At 36.5% G+C, this 14,316-nt stretch carries 15 protein-coding genes; 8 read left to right on the top strand and 7 right to left on the bottom strand.

The genetic code is table 11. The features are described 5' to 3' along the window. Positions 1-32 precede the first annotated feature (32 nt). Positions 33-905, bottom strand: coding sequence for an SH3 domain-containing protein (locus MUN42_RS08500; protein WP_243344335.1), 873 nt, complete (start codon positions 903-905; stop codon positions 33-35). A gap of 411 nt (positions 906-1,316) precedes the next feature. On the opposite strand from MUN42_RS08500, the gene MUN42_RS08505 reads away from it, so the two are divergent. From MUN42_RS08505 to MUN42_RS08515, 3 genes are read left to right on the top strand one after another with little or no spacing between them, the layout of a single operon-like run. Beyond that, positions 1,317-2,357, top strand: a complete 1,041-nt coding sequence (locus MUN42_RS08505) for a D-alanine--D-alanine ligase (RefSeq protein ID WP_243344336.1) — start codon at positions 1,317-1,319, stop codon at positions 2,355-2,357. Next, on the top strand, positions 2,350-3,729 hold the full coding sequence (murF, locus tag MUN42_RS08510; protein ID WP_243344337.1) for a UDP-N-acetylmuramoyl-tripeptide--D-alanyl-D-alanine ligase: 1,380 nt from the start codon (positions 2,350-2,352) through the stop codon (positions 3,727-3,729). Before MUN42_RS08505 ends, murF begins: the two co-directional genes overlap by 8 nt. Positions 3,730-3,739: 10 nt before the next feature. Then, the gene (locus MUN42_RS08515) at positions 3,740-4,672 is read left to right on the top strand and encodes a 1-phosphofructokinase family hexose kinase (RefSeq protein WP_243344338.1); all 933 of its coding nucleotides are present in this window, start codon (positions 3,740-3,742) and stop codon (positions 4,670-4,672) included. Positions 4,673-4,760: 88 nt separating this feature from the next. On the opposite strand, the gene MUN42_RS08520 is transcribed toward MUN42_RS08515, so the two are convergent. From MUN42_RS08520 to MUN42_RS08540, 5 genes are read right to left on the bottom strand one after another with little or no spacing between them, the layout of a single operon-like run. Further along, the gene (locus tag MUN42_RS08520; RefSeq protein WP_243344339.1) at positions 4,761-5,456 is read right to left on the bottom strand and encodes an HAD-IIB family hydrolase; all 696 of its coding nucleotides are present in this window, start codon (positions 5,454-5,456) and stop codon (positions 4,761-4,763) included. Then, positions 5,453-5,896: a deaminase gene (locus MUN42_RS08525; protein WP_243344342.1), complete on the bottom strand. Its 444-nt coding sequence runs from the start codon at positions 5,894-5,896 to the stop codon at positions 5,453-5,455. Before MUN42_RS08525 ends, MUN42_RS08520 begins: the two co-directional genes overlap by 4 nt. Before the next feature lie 11 nt (positions 5,897-5,907). After that, a complete protein-coding gene (locus MUN42_RS08530) occupies positions 5,908-7,146 on the bottom strand; it encodes a hypothetical protein (protein ID WP_243344344.1) in 1,239 nt (412 codons plus the stop codon). Continuing rightward, positions 7,133-8,011, bottom strand: coding sequence for an ATP-binding cassette domain-containing protein (locus tag MUN42_RS08535; RefSeq protein ID WP_243344345.1), 879 nt, complete (start codon positions 8,009-8,011; stop codon positions 7,133-7,135). The genes MUN42_RS08530 and MUN42_RS08535 overlap by 14 nt, the downstream gene beginning before the upstream one ends. Then, positions 7,995-8,375 carry a GntR family transcriptional regulator gene (locus MUN42_RS08540; RefSeq protein ID WP_243344347.1) on the bottom strand — a complete coding sequence of 127 codons (381 nt, stop codon included), beginning with the start codon at positions 8,373-8,375 and terminating at the stop codon, positions 7,995-7,997. Before MUN42_RS08540 ends, MUN42_RS08535 begins: the two co-directional genes overlap by 17 nt. 281 nt (positions 8,376-8,656) lie before the next feature. On the opposite strand from MUN42_RS08540, the gene MUN42_RS08545 reads away from it, so the two are divergent. Genes MUN42_RS08545 through MUN42_RS08565 form a run of 5 tightly spaced genes read left to right on the top strand, consistent with a single transcriptional unit; the run spans position 8,657 to position 12,539 of the window. Continuing rightward, the gene (locus MUN42_RS08545) at positions 8,657-9,622 is read left to right on the top strand and encodes an RnfABCDGE type electron transport complex subunit D (RefSeq protein WP_243344349.1); all 966 of its coding nucleotides are present in this window, start codon (positions 8,657-8,659) and stop codon (positions 9,620-9,622) included. Then, positions 9,615-10,223, top strand: coding sequence for an FMN-binding protein (locus MUN42_RS08550; RefSeq protein ID WP_243344351.1), 609 nt, complete (start codon positions 9,615-9,617; stop codon positions 10,221-10,223). Before MUN42_RS08545 ends, MUN42_RS08550 begins: the two co-directional genes overlap by 8 nt. Further along, the gene (locus MUN42_RS08555; RefSeq protein ID WP_243344353.1) at positions 10,223-10,831 is read left to right on the top strand and encodes an NADH:ubiquinone reductase (Na(+)-transporting) subunit D; all 609 of its coding nucleotides are present in this window, start codon (positions 10,223-10,225) and stop codon (positions 10,829-10,831) included. The genes MUN42_RS08550 and MUN42_RS08555 overlap by 1 nt, the downstream gene beginning before the upstream one ends. Further along, complete coding sequence (locus MUN42_RS08560) at positions 10,831-11,415, top strand: Rnf-Nqr domain containing protein (protein ID WP_243344356.1); 585 nt, start codon at positions 10,831-10,833, stop codon at positions 11,413-11,415. Before MUN42_RS08555 ends, MUN42_RS08560 begins: the two co-directional genes overlap by 1 nt. Before the next feature lie 8 nt (positions 11,416-11,423). After that, positions 11,424-12,539 (top strand): 2Fe-2S iron-sulfur cluster binding domain-containing protein, encoded by a 1,116-nt coding sequence (locus MUN42_RS08565; RefSeq protein ID WP_243344358.1) that lies wholly within the window; start codon positions 11,424-11,426, stop codon positions 12,537-12,539. A 182-nt stretch (positions 12,540-12,721) separates the two neighbouring features. Here MUN42_RS08565 and cls read toward each other — a convergent pair whose 3' ends face one another. Beyond that, entirely contained in the window at positions 12,722-14,308 is a 1,587-nt protein-coding gene (gene cls / locus MUN42_RS08570; protein ID WP_243344360.1) for a cardiolipin synthase, read from the bottom strand. Between the last annotated feature and the right edge of the window lie 8 nt (positions 14,309-14,316).

Here is a 14,316-nt window from a genome sequence, read left to right on the forward strand (position 1 = left end):
CACCCTAGGTCAATTAAGTCAATTATTTATTTTTAGTACCATCCATTAGCTGCCCAGAAAGCTTGAGCATTTTCCCATGATCCGTATCTTGAATATACATAAGAGTCAGCTGCTGCTTCTTGTTCTGCAGGGCTTGCTCCATAAGATACTAATGATGGGTTAAGTTGGTATCTACCATAGTAGCCACCGTTTGGATTGTAAGCTGTGTATGATCCACCTGATTCTCTTTGTGCTATCCATTCCTTAGCCCAGTTAGAATCTCCTTGGTAGCTTGTAGTTTCTTCTTCATAGTATTCTGTTGCTGGTTCTGTGTATGTTTCTTCTGTATAAGTTGGTACTGTGTAGCTAGTTTCATAGCTTTCTGTGTATGAAGCTTGGTTGTTGCTTGCTACACTAGTATTTTGGCTAGCTTGGTTAGCCTTATCTTCTGCCTTCTTATCTACTATAGCCTTTAGTAGGTTGTGGTAGATATATCCAACCTTATCTTCAACTTTCACCTTTACAAAGCCATTTTCACTTTCTTCAATAAGTGTAACCTTGCTACCTTCTTCTAGTACTTCGTGGATTTCTGAACTTAGGTTAGGTTCTTTTCTAAAGTTTGTAGGAGCTACTACTTCAGTTTCCTTTCTAACGTTAAACCAAGGCATTCCTACATAAGCTTCTTTTCCTTCGAAGTCAATCTTGAACCATCCGTTTACCTCGTCTTTGATTTCGTAAGATTTGCTATCATCATCGATAGTACCTATAACGTTGTTAGTTTCTTCTGCAGAGCTTCTTACATTAACTGCTCCTGCTACTTGCTTATTAATTACTATACTGTCAGCCTTAGCACTATTTGCTCCTAGTCCAAATACCGTAGGCAATACTAGGGCTGCTGCTAGAGCGTACTTTCTTAATTTATTCATTATCTATATTCCTCCAAATTATTTTCGTAATTTTATATTCGTGTTACATTGGTTACAAAATGTTAACAACTCTTTCTCAACTGCTCATATTATACTATGAGATTGTGTAGAAATTATGTATATTGAAGATTTTTTTTAAAATTTTTTTAAAATAAAGTAATTCAAATGTTTTCCCATCTTATTTTCCTAGTTTATTTTCTAACAAAGGTCTTATTTTATTAAAGATGGATAAATTGTGTTGATTGTCCAAGATAAAATTAACAAATTAACTTTATGGCCATTGTTACTAATGTAATTATTTTGGATAGATTTTGTGAAAACCCTTCAAATTTATTCTTTTTGTTTATAGTCTCATAAGTTGAAGTATAATTAAGGTATAAAAAACTAAGAAAGAGAGCATTTTAGCAGTTAATGATTAGTGTTTACATTTTGTGTGGTGGCCCTTCTAGCGAACATGATATCGCTTTAAGGAGCGCCTTGAACATAAGCAAAAATTTAAATAAAGATAAGTACGATCTAAAGCTATGTTATATAGATAAGAAAGGAAAGTTCTCCCCTATCTTTGATAACTTTGATCCAGACGATGAGTTTTCTTTAGTCAAAGATATTAAGGAAGGAAAGACTAAGTCTATAGCTAATTTTCTAAAGACTATTAGCGAAGAAGACCTCGATAATACTATTGTTATTCCTTGTGTCCATGGTACCTACGGAGAAGATGGTACTATCCAAGGATTCTTGGATGGAGCAGGTCTTGCCTATATCGGAAACGGACTCTTATCCTCAGCTATTTGTATGGATAAGGTAACTACTAACGATATTTTTGAGAAGAATGACCTCCTCCAAGCCAAGTACCTATATGCTAGAAAAGAAGACCTAGGCGAGGACTTTGCTGATAAATGTATCAGGGAAATTGGTCTTCCCCTTATAGTAAAGCCATCAGCCAATGGGTCATCAGTCGGAGTATCTAGGGTTTCTTCAAAAGAAGAATTAATTCCAGCCTGTAAGAACGCCTTGCAATATGACAAAAAGGCCTTGGTTGAAGAGCTAATAGAGGGCCAAGAGCTAGAGTTTGCAGTAGTTGGCACTAAGGATCTCAAGCTATCCAAGGCTGCAGCCTATACAACAGACCATGACCTCTTGGATTATGATGCCAAGTATTTTTCTAAGACAACCAAGGAATGCCTACCTTATGATTTACCAGAAGATAAGCTAAGAGATGCCCAAGACTTTGTAAGTGCTTGCTACAAGGCTTGTGGTTGTGAGGGTTTTGCAAGGGTTGATATTTTCTATGGCAAGGATGGTCGTTTTTATGTCAATGAAATAAATACCTTCCCTGGCTTTACCCCATCTTCATTTTTTGCAAGACTCCTTATGGAAGAATATGGAATAAGTTTTGCTGAAGTTTTGGATATGCTAATTGATGATGGACTAGCGAGGTATAGAAATGATTGAGAGAAGTCTAGGTCAAATCGCCGCAATGATTGGTGGAGAGCTTTCTGATGAATCTTTTAAGGACCTAAGGGTCAAGGGAGTATCTACCGATTCAAGGACTATAGAAGAGGGTAACCTTTATATTCCCTTGATAGGAGAGGTCTTTGATGGAAGAATCTTTATTAAGGAGAGTGAAGATAAAAAGGCAGCAGCCTTCCTTATAGATAGGGACTACCAAGTTAAGTCAAATATTTCCCTTCCATATATAAGGGTAGATGATACCCTAGGGGCCCTCCAAAATCTGGCTAGGGCCTATAGGAAAGAGCTTGACATAAAGGTAGTAGCCATTACTGGATCAAACGGCAAAACCACTACCAAGGACCTCCTCTATGAAGTCCTTAGCCAAAAATATAAGGTAAATAAGACTACCGGCAATTTGAATAACGAAATCGGTGTTCCTAAGACCATCCTTTCCTTTGATGAGGATATTGATATAGGGATAACAGAGCTTGGTACAGATTCCTTTGGAGATATCTCCCTTACCACATCCATTGCCAAGCCAGATATAGTCATCATAACCAACATAGGAGATAGCCACCTCCAAAATCTCAAGACCAAGGAGGGAATTTTTAAGGCAAAGATGGAAATAATCGAGGGATTAGCTTACGATGGGGTCTTTATCTACAATGGGGACGACGAGATTATCAAGAAAGAACTCCCATCCTATGACTTAAGGCAAAAAACCATCTCCTTTGGTCTAGGTGAAGATGTAGACTTTAAAGTAAAAGAAGAAAACACCTTTGCCAACATGGTTAAGTTTTCTAAGGACAGCGATACTTACCAAATAGGGCTCCTGGGCAGGCACAATATCTACAATGGAGCCTGCGCCCTCCTAGTAGCTAAGTTATTTGACCTGACAAGTGATGAAGTTAAAAGAGGCTTTGCCAATATGAAACCTTCCCTAAATAGGGGCCATATTATAGAATATAGTGGCTTTGATGTCTATGATGACACCTACAAGTCCAACCCCCAATCCCTAAGGGCAGGACTCAAAAGTGCAGCCCTAGTCGAAGGTTACAATTCAAAAATTGCAGTCTTGGGAGATATGCTAGAACTAGGAGAAAGAGAAGAAGAACTTCACTATGAGGTTGGCCTAGATATAGATCCAAACGACTTTGAATATGTCCTCTTATTTGGAGACCTATCCTACCACACCTACAAGGCAGCCCTAAATAACTTCCCAAAAAATCGCCTCTTCCACTTCCACAATAAGGATGAGCTAATAGAAAAATTAAAATCTCTTATAAGTAAGTCTACCCTAGTCTTTGTAAAGGGTAGCCATGGCATGCATATGAACGAAGTAATTGATGCTATAAGCAAACTCAAAGTCTAAAGGAGTAATTATGATCTACACTGTAACACTTAATCCGTCCATAGACCTTTTCGTAAAACTTAAGGAACTAAAAACTGGAATGGTAAATGACATAGTTTCTGAAAGGGCCCTACCAGGAGGCAAGGCTCTAAATGTTTCTAGAATTCTAGCATCCCTAAGAATTCCTACCATTGCTACAGGATTTTCGGGAGGCTTCCAAGGGGCCTTTATAGAAAACTGGCTTTCTAAGGAAGGGATAAACACCTCCTTCATACAAATGGACAATCCTAATAGAACAAATATCAAACTTTATGAGGGTGGCAAGCATACAACTATCAACTTCCCAGGCTCTCTTATGAAAAGCGAAACTGTAGATGAGCTAATCTACTACCTATCAAGGGTTAGAGAGGGAGATACCATCATCCTGGGTGGATCAGTTCCTCCAATGGAAGATCCAACAGACAATGACATCTACTATAGACTAGTATCAGTTGCCAAGGCCAATGGGGCTGACTTCGTAGCAGATGTGCCTAGTGAGTTTTTGATAAATATAGTGAAGGAAAAACCCCTCTTAGTAAAACCAAATGGAGAAGATATAGAAGAAATCTTTGATGTAAAAATTCAAAATATAGACGAATATATCCCTTATGGCAAAAAACTTATAGAGCTTGGGGCCAAGAATGTAATCATATCCTACGGGGCTCAAGGATCTATGTTCTTTAACAAAGATTCCATATACAGGACCCACGAAATTGAAGATGGAAAATCTATAATAAACACAGTAGCCTGTAGGGATGCCATGATAGCAGGCTTCATAGGAACCTTGGTTCGTGACGGCGATCCAATCGAATCTTATAGGGTATCCGTAGCAAGCGCTACAGCCACAGCCAGAGTCCTAGACCTGCCATCAAGAGATGCAATAATGGATATGCTTCCTTTGGTTGATATAGAAAAAGTTCAATGATGCGAATAATTCGGTAAATTCTGACCCGAACCAGTAAACACGGAATAATATAATAATCTTTTAAGCGGAATGTAATACAAAGGGAGACCTAGAAGTCTCCCCTTTTTAATCTTTCTATTAAGTTACTTATGTTTTTTACTTTAAAGTTTACAGCCCCCAAGACCTCCTCTTCTTTTACATAGTCAAGGGTAAAGGAAAGGGGGGTAGATTTTAGGAAGCTTATATCGTTAAAGTCATCTCCTATTGCTATTATGTCATCCTTGTATGAGTAATATTCTTTGATAAGGTCGATTCCTCTTTGTTTGTTTACTTCTAGACTAGTTATGTCGTAGACTCCTTTTGACCTGTGGTAGGAAAATTCATACTTTCGATTAAAATCAATTTTTTCTTCTATGTAGATGGCTAGGCTTATAATCTCCTCGCCATCGTTTACATCACTGATAGAGCCAGCCTTCCTATCTTGGTCAGTGAAGATATTTATTTCATAGGAATGATATTTACTTATAAAGTCCCTTACCTTATCCTTATCCATAGGGTCCCTATAAATCTTGGTCAAGGCCTTGTTTTGTCTTGTCAGTATTTCTCCCCCGTTATTTGCTATTATAAAATCAGGGGCAAGTTTGTTTTCTATAAGGGGTCTTAGGGAAAAATATGGTCTTCCTGTTACTATGCCAAAAACATGACCTTCCTCTTGAAAGTCCCCTATGGCCCTCCTATCTTCTTCGCTTATTGCTTCATTTATATAGATTGTCCCATCAAAGTCTGATGCTAATAGCCTAATCAAAGCTCATCCACCTCGATTTTCTCATAGGGAATATTATTTCTATCTAGAAGCTCTAGGGCGTAGTCATCTACCCTGTAGGCTTCATTGTAGTAAATCTTCCTAATACCTGCTTGGATAAGGGCCTTGGTACAGTTTAGGCAAGGAAAATGGGTTACATAGCATATACATTCATTTACCTTAATCCCCTCCTTAGCACAATACAAGAGAGCGTTCATCTCAGCGTGGATTGTAGCTATGCAGTGGCCATCTCTCATAGTATGGCCCACCTCGTCACAATGGGGATTTCCCTTGATTGATCCATTGTAGCCAGTTGATACTATCCTATTTTCTTCATTTACTATAACGCAACCCACATAGGCCCTATCACAAGTGCCTCGCATGGCCACGTTTTTGGCAAGCTTCATAAAATATTCTTGCCAACTTAACCTATCTTTTGCCATAAATAACCTCCCTAGAACTTAAGTTTAATCTTAAAGATGATGTCAAAGAACTTGTAGGAGAATAACAAGCAAATTGCAAATAAGATAATCCCTACTATAGGGTGAACTTCCATAAATACTGATAGGGTTATGGATGTCGCCATATTAGCTAGTGTTAAAACTCCAAAGAACTTGCACACCATAGCTATAGGCTTATATATAATCATATAGCCTGACCTTTCTGCTATAAATTTCTTCGATGTAAAATAAGCTATAGCAAATACTATTAGACTTACTAGCAAGAATGCTAGGATTGAATTAATATTATCTTGTCTTAAATTAGAAAGGGATAAGACAGTCGCAGGAAACCTATCTAGCCCTCTAATAAAGTCATTATATTTCATATCTATATCAGCATATATTCTTAAACTAAATATAGATAAGAAGGTTGCTATATTGAAGTTTATTAGGTGGGTTCCTGTAAAGATCATAAAACCAAGTCCTATGTGGCCTAGGAAATTTCCTGCAATAAATCCTAGAGAAGTTGTTATGATACTTGTTCCTAGGAGGATCAAGATATCCCTCACTATCTGGTTTATTAGACTTGTGTAGTCCAAGATACTGCCAAAGGCTGAGCTTTTTAAGGCAAAAGTTACAAAGATTATATTGACCACATAGACAAATAGTGAAAGTAAGAAGGTAAAGACAACCTTCATTGCCAAATCTTCTCTCTTCTTCCAAGGTAGCATCCTAGTAAAGTCATAAATAGGCATAGATTGCTCTAGAGATGTTATTATTATGGAAAATATTATTATAAATACCATAATAGGCCCCAAGAGATTTTCGTAGTAGGAAGTTGGATTAAGCCCCTTCTCATTGAACTTCTCTATGAAGTAATGATAGGAATTGTAGGTCAAGTTCTGAGCATCATGGCCTGTATTGTTGATTCTCTCATAATAATAAGTAGCCTCAGCATCACTTACACTTTCTAATTCCCTGCCTGACATGAGCTTATACTTATCCTTAAACTTGAAGGCTATTATCCTAGTTTCCTTAATAAGCTCATCATTAATGACGATATCCTTCCCAAAGCTATCCTTATCAATGTCTTCTTTCATTTCATTTATGTTATTAATAAAAGTCTGGTATTCAGATTTTAAGGTATTTCTTGATCCAAAACTTAAAACTATTACCAAAAATATTAAGGCTGGAATTAAAAGCAGGTAAAATCTCTTAATAATAAAAATTGAAAGATCCTTAAATTTCCTCATAGTTTATTCCTCCAGCTTCAAGATAGAAATAATCTTCTACCTTAGGATTTAATATATCATATTGGACAACATCATCCCTATTCAAAAACCTAGATAACTTGCTCTCGTCTATATTTATAAGGACTGTTGCTACCCTTCCTATCTTGTTGACTACTATAGTTTGGTCAAGAAATTCCCTTGGGATTTCATCCTTGAAGACTACTTGGACCTTATTTAGCTGATTAATTTCCCTATTTGATGTATCTATTAAATTGCCAGCTAGGCTTAGGTAGTAGATATTATCTGCTATACCAGAGAGCTTATCTATTTGGTGGGATGATGCAAAAATAGCCCTACCTTGGTCCTTGGCATCTATTAAATAGGTCAAAATCTTCTCGCTGTTTAAAATATCCATCCCATCAAGAACCTCATCAATTAGGAGAATATCAGCCCTACTCGCAAGGATTGTAATAAGCCCTAGGATATTCTTTTCTCCCTTAGAAAAAATTCTAATATTTTGATTAGGATCTATCTTATTTTTATTAATTTGAGTAAAAAAGAAGTCTGTATCAAAGTCTTTATAAATAACCCTATAAAAATCAGGAATAGCCCTAGCCCTATAATAATTAAAGTATTCAAACCTATCAGGCAAAAAGGCAATCTTTGAAATCAAGGCCTTATCATCCTTTAGGCTCACACCATCTATTGTAAAATCTCCCTCGTCTATGTCATATATGCCTGACATACACTTAAATAAGGTGGTCTTACCTGATCCATTCCTTCCAACAAGACCTGTTATAAGGCCCTTCTCTAGGTCTAGGGAGATCTTATCTAGGACCCTCCTATCTTCAAAAGATTTAACCAAATTATTAACCCTTATTTTCATCGATCATCCTTTCACATCTACTAAACAAGTCAGAAAGCTCATCCTTGCTATAGCCCAAGAAAATAGCCTGCTTAAAATCCTCTATGAGATTTTTTTCAAACTTCCCCTTATCATTGACAATCTTACCCTTATCTATTTTGATAAAAGTCCCGACTCCTGGCCTAGTTTCAATCAGACCTATCTTGTCAAGTTCTTTGAAGGCCTTGGAGACTGTAGTCTGATTTATAGTAAGAATTTTGGCAAGTTCTCTTACAGAAGGAAACTTGTCCCCCTCTTTCAAGATACCTGCTGCTAGAAGGCTCTTAGTTTGTTCAACGATCTGCATATATAAGGGAGTATTTGAATTGTAATTTAAATCAAACATATACCCCTCCATTGGTGTTATGCGTATCACCATACACTACTATTATTATAGCCAGTTTTATGAAGATTTCAAGAAGTAAGTTCACAATTATCTTTTTATATAAAATATAATAGGAATTAAACATACTTCACAGAAAGTTTATAATTTAATGTTTTACTATTTTAATAATAATTTAAACTTTGAATATTATTGTTATTTAAACTATAATATCTAAAACTATTAGCAAGATTTTTTTATTTATTTTTTTTAATATGTTATAATATAAATAATGGAGGTGAAATATGGCTTTAAAAAATCTATTTTTAAAACAAAAAATGATGAGAACAGTTTTGTTCGCCCTTATTCCTATTATGATATTTTCAGTTCTAAATTTCGGCTGGCGTGTTCTATGTCTTTATATTTTCAACATAGTTATCGCTTGCCTAGTGGAATATCTATCTCAAGCTAAGTTATATAAAAACAAAAAAATCTCAGAAGCTGCTATAGTATCTGCGATTTTATATACAATGACTTTGCCAGCTAGTATTCCATTCTGGATATCAGCAGTAGGAATTATCTTTGCAATGTTTTTCGGTAAGGCTGTTTTCGGTGGTTTTGGTAAAAACGTATTTAACCCAGCTCTAGTTGGTAGAGTTTTTATCTATGTTAACTTCCCACAACCACTAACTATTAGTTGGAACCAAAATTCTTTCCCAGCTATTTCTAATTGGTTAACTCCTGTAATTGATGATGTATCAATGGCAACACCAATGCTAATGTTTAAGAACGGAAATGAGCTTGCTAGCATTTCTGATTTATTCTTTGGTTTGGTGCCAGGATCTATTGGTGAGACTTCTAAATTATTAATTATCCTTGGTGGTATTTATTTAATTGTTAAGAAAGTTGCATCATGGGAAATTATGGTCTCATCACTTATTGGATTTACAGGTTTGTCCCTAATCTTGAGAATGATGGGATTTGATAGTGTCCTACCACCATTTTATGGTATCTTATCAGGTGGATTCTTGTTTGGTACTGTATTTATGGCAACAGATCCTATCTCTGCACCTAAGACTAAGATAGCTAAGTGGTGCTACGGAATTATCATAGGTGTAGTTACTGTAATTATCAGAGGTTTCGCCCTATTCTCAGGTGGTATGATGTTTGCAATCCTTATAGGCAATACTTTTGGACCTATAATCGATTACGCAGTAAGAAAGAGTCAACAAGCTAAAAAAGCAAAACAAAGGAGATGGCAGCATGAGTAATAAAAAATCAATGGTAAAACCTGTTATCTTTATGATTATATTGTCCGTAATCTTGACTTTTATTTTAGCTTTTGTAAATGAAATCACAAGCCCAAAGATATCAGAAAATACAGAGCTTGCCCTAATGGAAAAGATCCTCTATGTTTTTGATATCGACTATGACGCAAATGACCCTGAATCTATAAAGGCTACCTTTAACGAAAATGTAGAAGAAGATGAATACGATGGTAAAGCATTGTTTGTATACAAGCCAAGTGGTGAGGTTGAGGGCTATGCTGTTCAAGTTAACGGACCAGGTCTTTGGGGATCTATCTCAGGTTATGTAGGAATCAGTGCTGACTTTAATAGCCTCCTTGGTATTTCCTTTACAGAGCAAGATGAAACACCAGGACTAGGTGGTCGTATAGAAGAGGAAGAGTACAAGAGCCAATACAGGGGGCTTGATATAGAAGGTAAGGATAGCGACTTTGTTATCAACAAACCTGCCCCAGGTGGAAATATCGATGCTATATCAGGCGCTACTCAAACCTCAACCTTTGTTGTCGACTTAGTAAATGACGATCTTCAAAGTTTCATAGAAGATATGGGAGGAAATAAGTAATGAAGAAATACAAAGAAATTCTTAAAAATGGAATACTCCACGACAATCCCGTATTAGTACAAGTAATAGGAATTTGTTCTGCCCTAGCAGTTACAAACCTTGCCCTTAACTCATTGATTATGGGTCTTGCCCTTACCTTTACTACAGCCCTATCATCTTTTATAATCTCATTAATTAAGGATGTAACTCCTAAACACATTAGGATGGTTGTTCAAGTATTTGTAATATCATTCTTCGTAATCTTGGTAGATATATTCCTCAAGGCCTACATGCCAGAAATGAGCAAGACACTTGGACCTTATGTAGGACTTATAATTACCAACTGTATTATCATGGGTAGGGCTGAAGCCTTCGCAATTTCAAATCCACCAGTAGATTCCCTAGTAGATGGATTTGCAGCAGGTATAGGTTATACTCTAGTTCTATTGGCAGTAGCAATCATTCGTGAAATCTTAGGATTCGGTGCAATATTTGGTATACAAATCCTACCAGATAGCTGGACACCATGGACCTTGATGGTAATGCCACCAGGAGCCTTCTTCATCCTACCTATTATAATGTGGGTTGCTTATAATTTAATGAATAAAAAGAAAGGAGCTAAAAACTAATGACTATACATCCATTGGTAATATTCTTTGCATCAATTTTTACGAGCAATATGATTTTCTCAAACTTCTTGGGAATGTGCTCCTTTATATCAGTTAGTAAAGAAGTTGAAACAGCAACAGGACTTGGAATAGCAGTAACTTTCGTACTTACAGTAACTACAATTTTGAACTATTTTGTCTACAAGCTCTTAATTTACTTTAACCTTGAGTATTTGAGGTTTATAGTCTTCATAATTGTAATCGCTGCCTTCGTACAAGTTCTCGAAATGTTCCTAGAAAGATATATCGAAAATCTCTACTATGCCCTAGGAATCTTCCTACCACTTATAACTGTAAATTGTGCTATCCTCGGTGTATCACTATTTATGGTTATCAGAGAATACAACTTCCTACAAACAGTATTTTTCGGTATGGGTTCAGGTATTGGTTGGGCTTTGGCTATAATTTCTATGGCAGGCATCAGAAGTCGTGTCAACGAAAATATCCTACCTGAAGGACTTAGAGGAGCTCCAATCACACTAATAATCACAGGAATCATGGCACTAGCCTTTATAGGATTCTCTGGTATAGTACAAATTTCTTAGGAGTTATTATGGGTCAAATTTTAATAACAACTTTAGTAATAACATTAATCTCCGCAGTCCTCGCCATCATCCTTACTATAGCTGATAGGATAATGAATGACTATGGAGAAGTTACAATTACTATCAACGATGAGAAAAACTTAAATGTAGACGGTGGATCAAGCCTTCTATCTTCCCTTACAAGTCAAAAAATCTTCATCCCATCAGCTTGTGGTGGTAAGGGATCATGTGGTTATTGTAAGGTAAAGGTCCTTGATGGTGCAGGCCCAGTCCTTGCTACCGAAAAACCTTGGCTATCAGAAGAAGAGCTTGCCAATAATACAAGACTTTCTTGCCAAATAAAGGTTAAACAAGACTTAAAAATCGAAATCCCAGAAGAACTATTCAATGTAAAAGAGTTTGAAACAACCCTAGTTGAAAAGGAAATGGTAACAGATAGGATAGCTAAGATTAGACTTGAACTACCTGAAGGTGAAAAAGTTTCATTCAAGCCTGGTCAATTTATGCAAATAAAAACCAAGCCTTACAAGGGTGGTAAGGACTATGAAGGCTCTGATGAATCTGTTATAAGAGCCTACTCAATAGCATCATCTATCAAAGATAAAAACCACTTAGAATTCTTGATTGGTTATACCAAGGGTATCTGTACAACCTATATCCACAAGGTCTTAGAAGTTGGAGATAAGGTTGAAGTTACTGGTCCTTATGGTGATTTCTACTACAAGGATGATGATAGTGACGAAATCCTACTAATCGCAGCAGGTACTGGTTTTGCACCAATTAGGTCAATCCTCTACCATATGAGAGATAACGACATCCAAAAACCTGCAAGATTTTACTTCGGAGCCAAAACTCCAGACGACCTCTTCTTGGTCGATGAGATGAAGATGTTCGAAGAAGAACTTAACGACTACAAGTTCATGCCTACCCTATCAAGGGCTGATGATTACCCTGACTGGGCAGGAGATCGAGGAAGAGTTAATAAGTCTATCGATAAGTATGTAAAAGAAGATGTAAAATACTCAGCCTACCTCTGTGGTAGTCCTAGAATGATCGAAGGTATTGTTAAAGACCTCAAAGACAGAGCTGTTGGAGAAGACAAAATATTCTTTGATGAGTTCTAGAAATATAAAATTAGTGCCAGGCCAGGGTATGGCTTGGTACTTTTTTTGTCCCCTTCTATCTTATCTAGAGCCTATGAAACTACCTATCCTTTAAAATATAACAAAATCCTTAGATAAGAAAAAAGAGATAAGACCCCGAATGGAGCCTACCTCCCTTTTAATTTATAATTATCTATACTAACCTACATCAAAACTCCAAATGGCTTGGCTAATTTTCCTACTATCCTATAACCTAGCTTGATATCTTTTACTTCTTTTTTAGTAATCTCAACTCCTATTTGGAAAAATATTTTGAAGTCTTCTTCGATTTGCTCGATTGCTTCTGAGTCATACATCAAGACCCCACACTCGAAGTTGTGGAAAAGTGACCTATAATCCAAATTTACAGTACCTACCATAGCGACCTTGCCATCTGATAGCCATACCTTGGAGTGTACAAAGCCTGGAGTATATTCTATGATCCTAACTCCTGCTTCAATTAATTCCTTGTAGTTATCTTGGGTTAGGGCAAAAACTATCTTCTTGTCAGGTATATGAGGGACACAGATTCTTACATCTACTCCCCTATAGCTTGCAAGTTTAAATCCATTCATTATTTCATCATCTATGATGAGGTATGGTGTCATAAGGTAGAGGTAAGACTTGGATGAATAAATCATATCCATAAGAATGCTCTTGGATACGGCTTCATCATCTAATGGATTATCAGAAAATGGGATATAGGTTCCCCTACCCTCTTCGCATAGGTAATTCTTTAGGTAAGGTGAGAAGTCTTCAACCCTATCTCCAGTTGAATCCCATATTGATAAGAAAAGAATAGTAAAGGCATTGACTGCTGATCCTACTACCCTAACTCCACAGTCCTTCCAGTGGCCAAATCTCTCATACTCATTTATATATTCATCAGCCAAGTTGATTCCACCCGTATAGGCAAGTTTGCCATCGACAACCATAATCTTCCTATGGTCCCTATTGTTTAGGTAGGTAGAAATTATAGGATACATCTTTGAAAAAACCATACATTCTATACCAAGGGATTCCACTTCTTCGACAAAATTAGGTTTGAGCCTAGTTATAAAGTTACTACCATCTAACAAGAGTCTAACCTTGACCCCTTCATTTACCTTCTTGACTAGCTCTTCTAGGAGAGTCCCCCACATAATACCATAATCGACTATAAAAAATTCCATAAAGATAAACTCTTTGGCATTTCTGATATCGTAGAGCATAGCCTCAAACATATCATCTCCAACCTTAAAATAGGTTGACTTGGTATCCTTGAAGGCTGGGAAGTGACCGACCTTGTCCAAGTAGTTGGCTATTGGATAGAAGGAGCATTCATTTTCTTTTATATGGTGGTAAAGCTCTGGTCTATCATCCACATACTTTTGTGATTCGTGGTAGATATCTACTACCTTTTGTTGCTCCATCCTATATCCAAGGCTTCTATGACTAAGGGCAAAGAGAATAATACCAAATATTGGAAATATAGCCACAAGTAATAGCCAGGAGTTTTTATTCTCACTTGATACTGAGTTCATATTAATAATTACCATCATCAAAATAACCCTAATTATAACATTACCTCCTATTGTTAGGGTTATATTTGGTTTCAAGCGATTGTAAATAAAAACCATAAGCATGATTTGGGCTAATATTATAAATAGAAATAAGCCGACACGTGAAAAAATTAAGCTGAAAATTCCTTTCTTGGTTTTTTCAACATATTTATTTTCATTTATTTTATTTACAATTTCTGACCTTTTCATAATTTTAT

It is taken from the genome of Anaerococcus sp. AGMB09787, assembly GCF_022808955.1.
Lineage (GTDB): Bacteria > Bacillota > Clostridia > Tissierellales > Peptoniphilaceae > Anaerococcus.

Excerpts from the sequence above, each read along its gene's own strand:
- murF (WP_243344337.1), top strand. The coding sequence starts at position 2,350 with ATGATTGAGAGAAGTCTAGGTCAAATCGCCGCAATGATTGGTGGAGAG.
- MUN42_RS08545 (WP_243344349.1), top strand. The coding sequence starts at position 8,657 with ATGGCTTTAAAAAATCTATTTTTAAAACAAAAAATGATGAGAACAGTT.
- MUN42_RS08560 (WP_243344356.1), top strand. The coding sequence starts at position 10,831 with ATGACTATACATCCATTGGTAATATTCTTTGCATCAATTTTTACGAGC.
- MUN42_RS08530 (WP_243344344.1), bottom strand. The coding sequence starts at position 7,146 with ATGAGGAAATTTAAGGATCTTTCAATTTTTATTATTAAGAGATTTTAC.
- MUN42_RS08535 (WP_243344345.1), bottom strand. The coding sequence starts at position 8,011 with ATGAAAATAAGGGTTAATAATTTGGTTAAATCTTTTGAAGATAGGAGG.
- MUN42_RS08565 (WP_243344358.1), top strand. The coding sequence starts at position 11,424 with ATGGGTCAAATTTTAATAACAACTTTAGTAATAACATTAATCTCCGCA.
- MUN42_RS08515 (WP_243344338.1), top strand. The coding sequence starts at position 3,740 with ATGATCTACACTGTAACACTTAATCCGTCCATAGACCTTTTCGTAAAA.
- MUN42_RS08550 (WP_243344351.1), top strand. The coding sequence starts at position 9,615 with ATGAGTAATAAAAAATCAATGGTAAAACCTGTTATCTTTATGATTATA.
- MUN42_RS08555 (WP_243344353.1), top strand. The coding sequence starts at position 10,223 with ATGAAGAAATACAAAGAAATTCTTAAAAATGGAATACTCCACGACAAT.
- MUN42_RS08540 (WP_243344347.1), bottom strand. The coding sequence starts at position 8,375 with ATGTTTGATTTAAATTACAATTCAAATACTCCCTTATATATGCAGATC.
- MUN42_RS08500 (WP_243344335.1), bottom strand. The coding sequence starts at position 905 with ATGAATAAATTAAGAAAGTACGCTCTAGCAGCAGCCCTAGTATTGCCT.
- MUN42_RS08505 (WP_243344336.1), top strand. The coding sequence starts at position 1,317 with ATGATTAGTGTTTACATTTTGTGTGGTGGCCCTTCTAGCGAACATGAT.
- cls (WP_243344360.1), bottom strand. The coding sequence starts at position 14,308 with ATGAAAAGGTCAGAAATTGTAAATAAAATAAATGAAAATAAATATGTT.
- MUN42_RS08525 (WP_243344342.1), bottom strand. The coding sequence starts at position 5,896 with ATGGCAAAAGATAGGTTAAGTTGGCAAGAATATTTTATGAAGCTTGCC.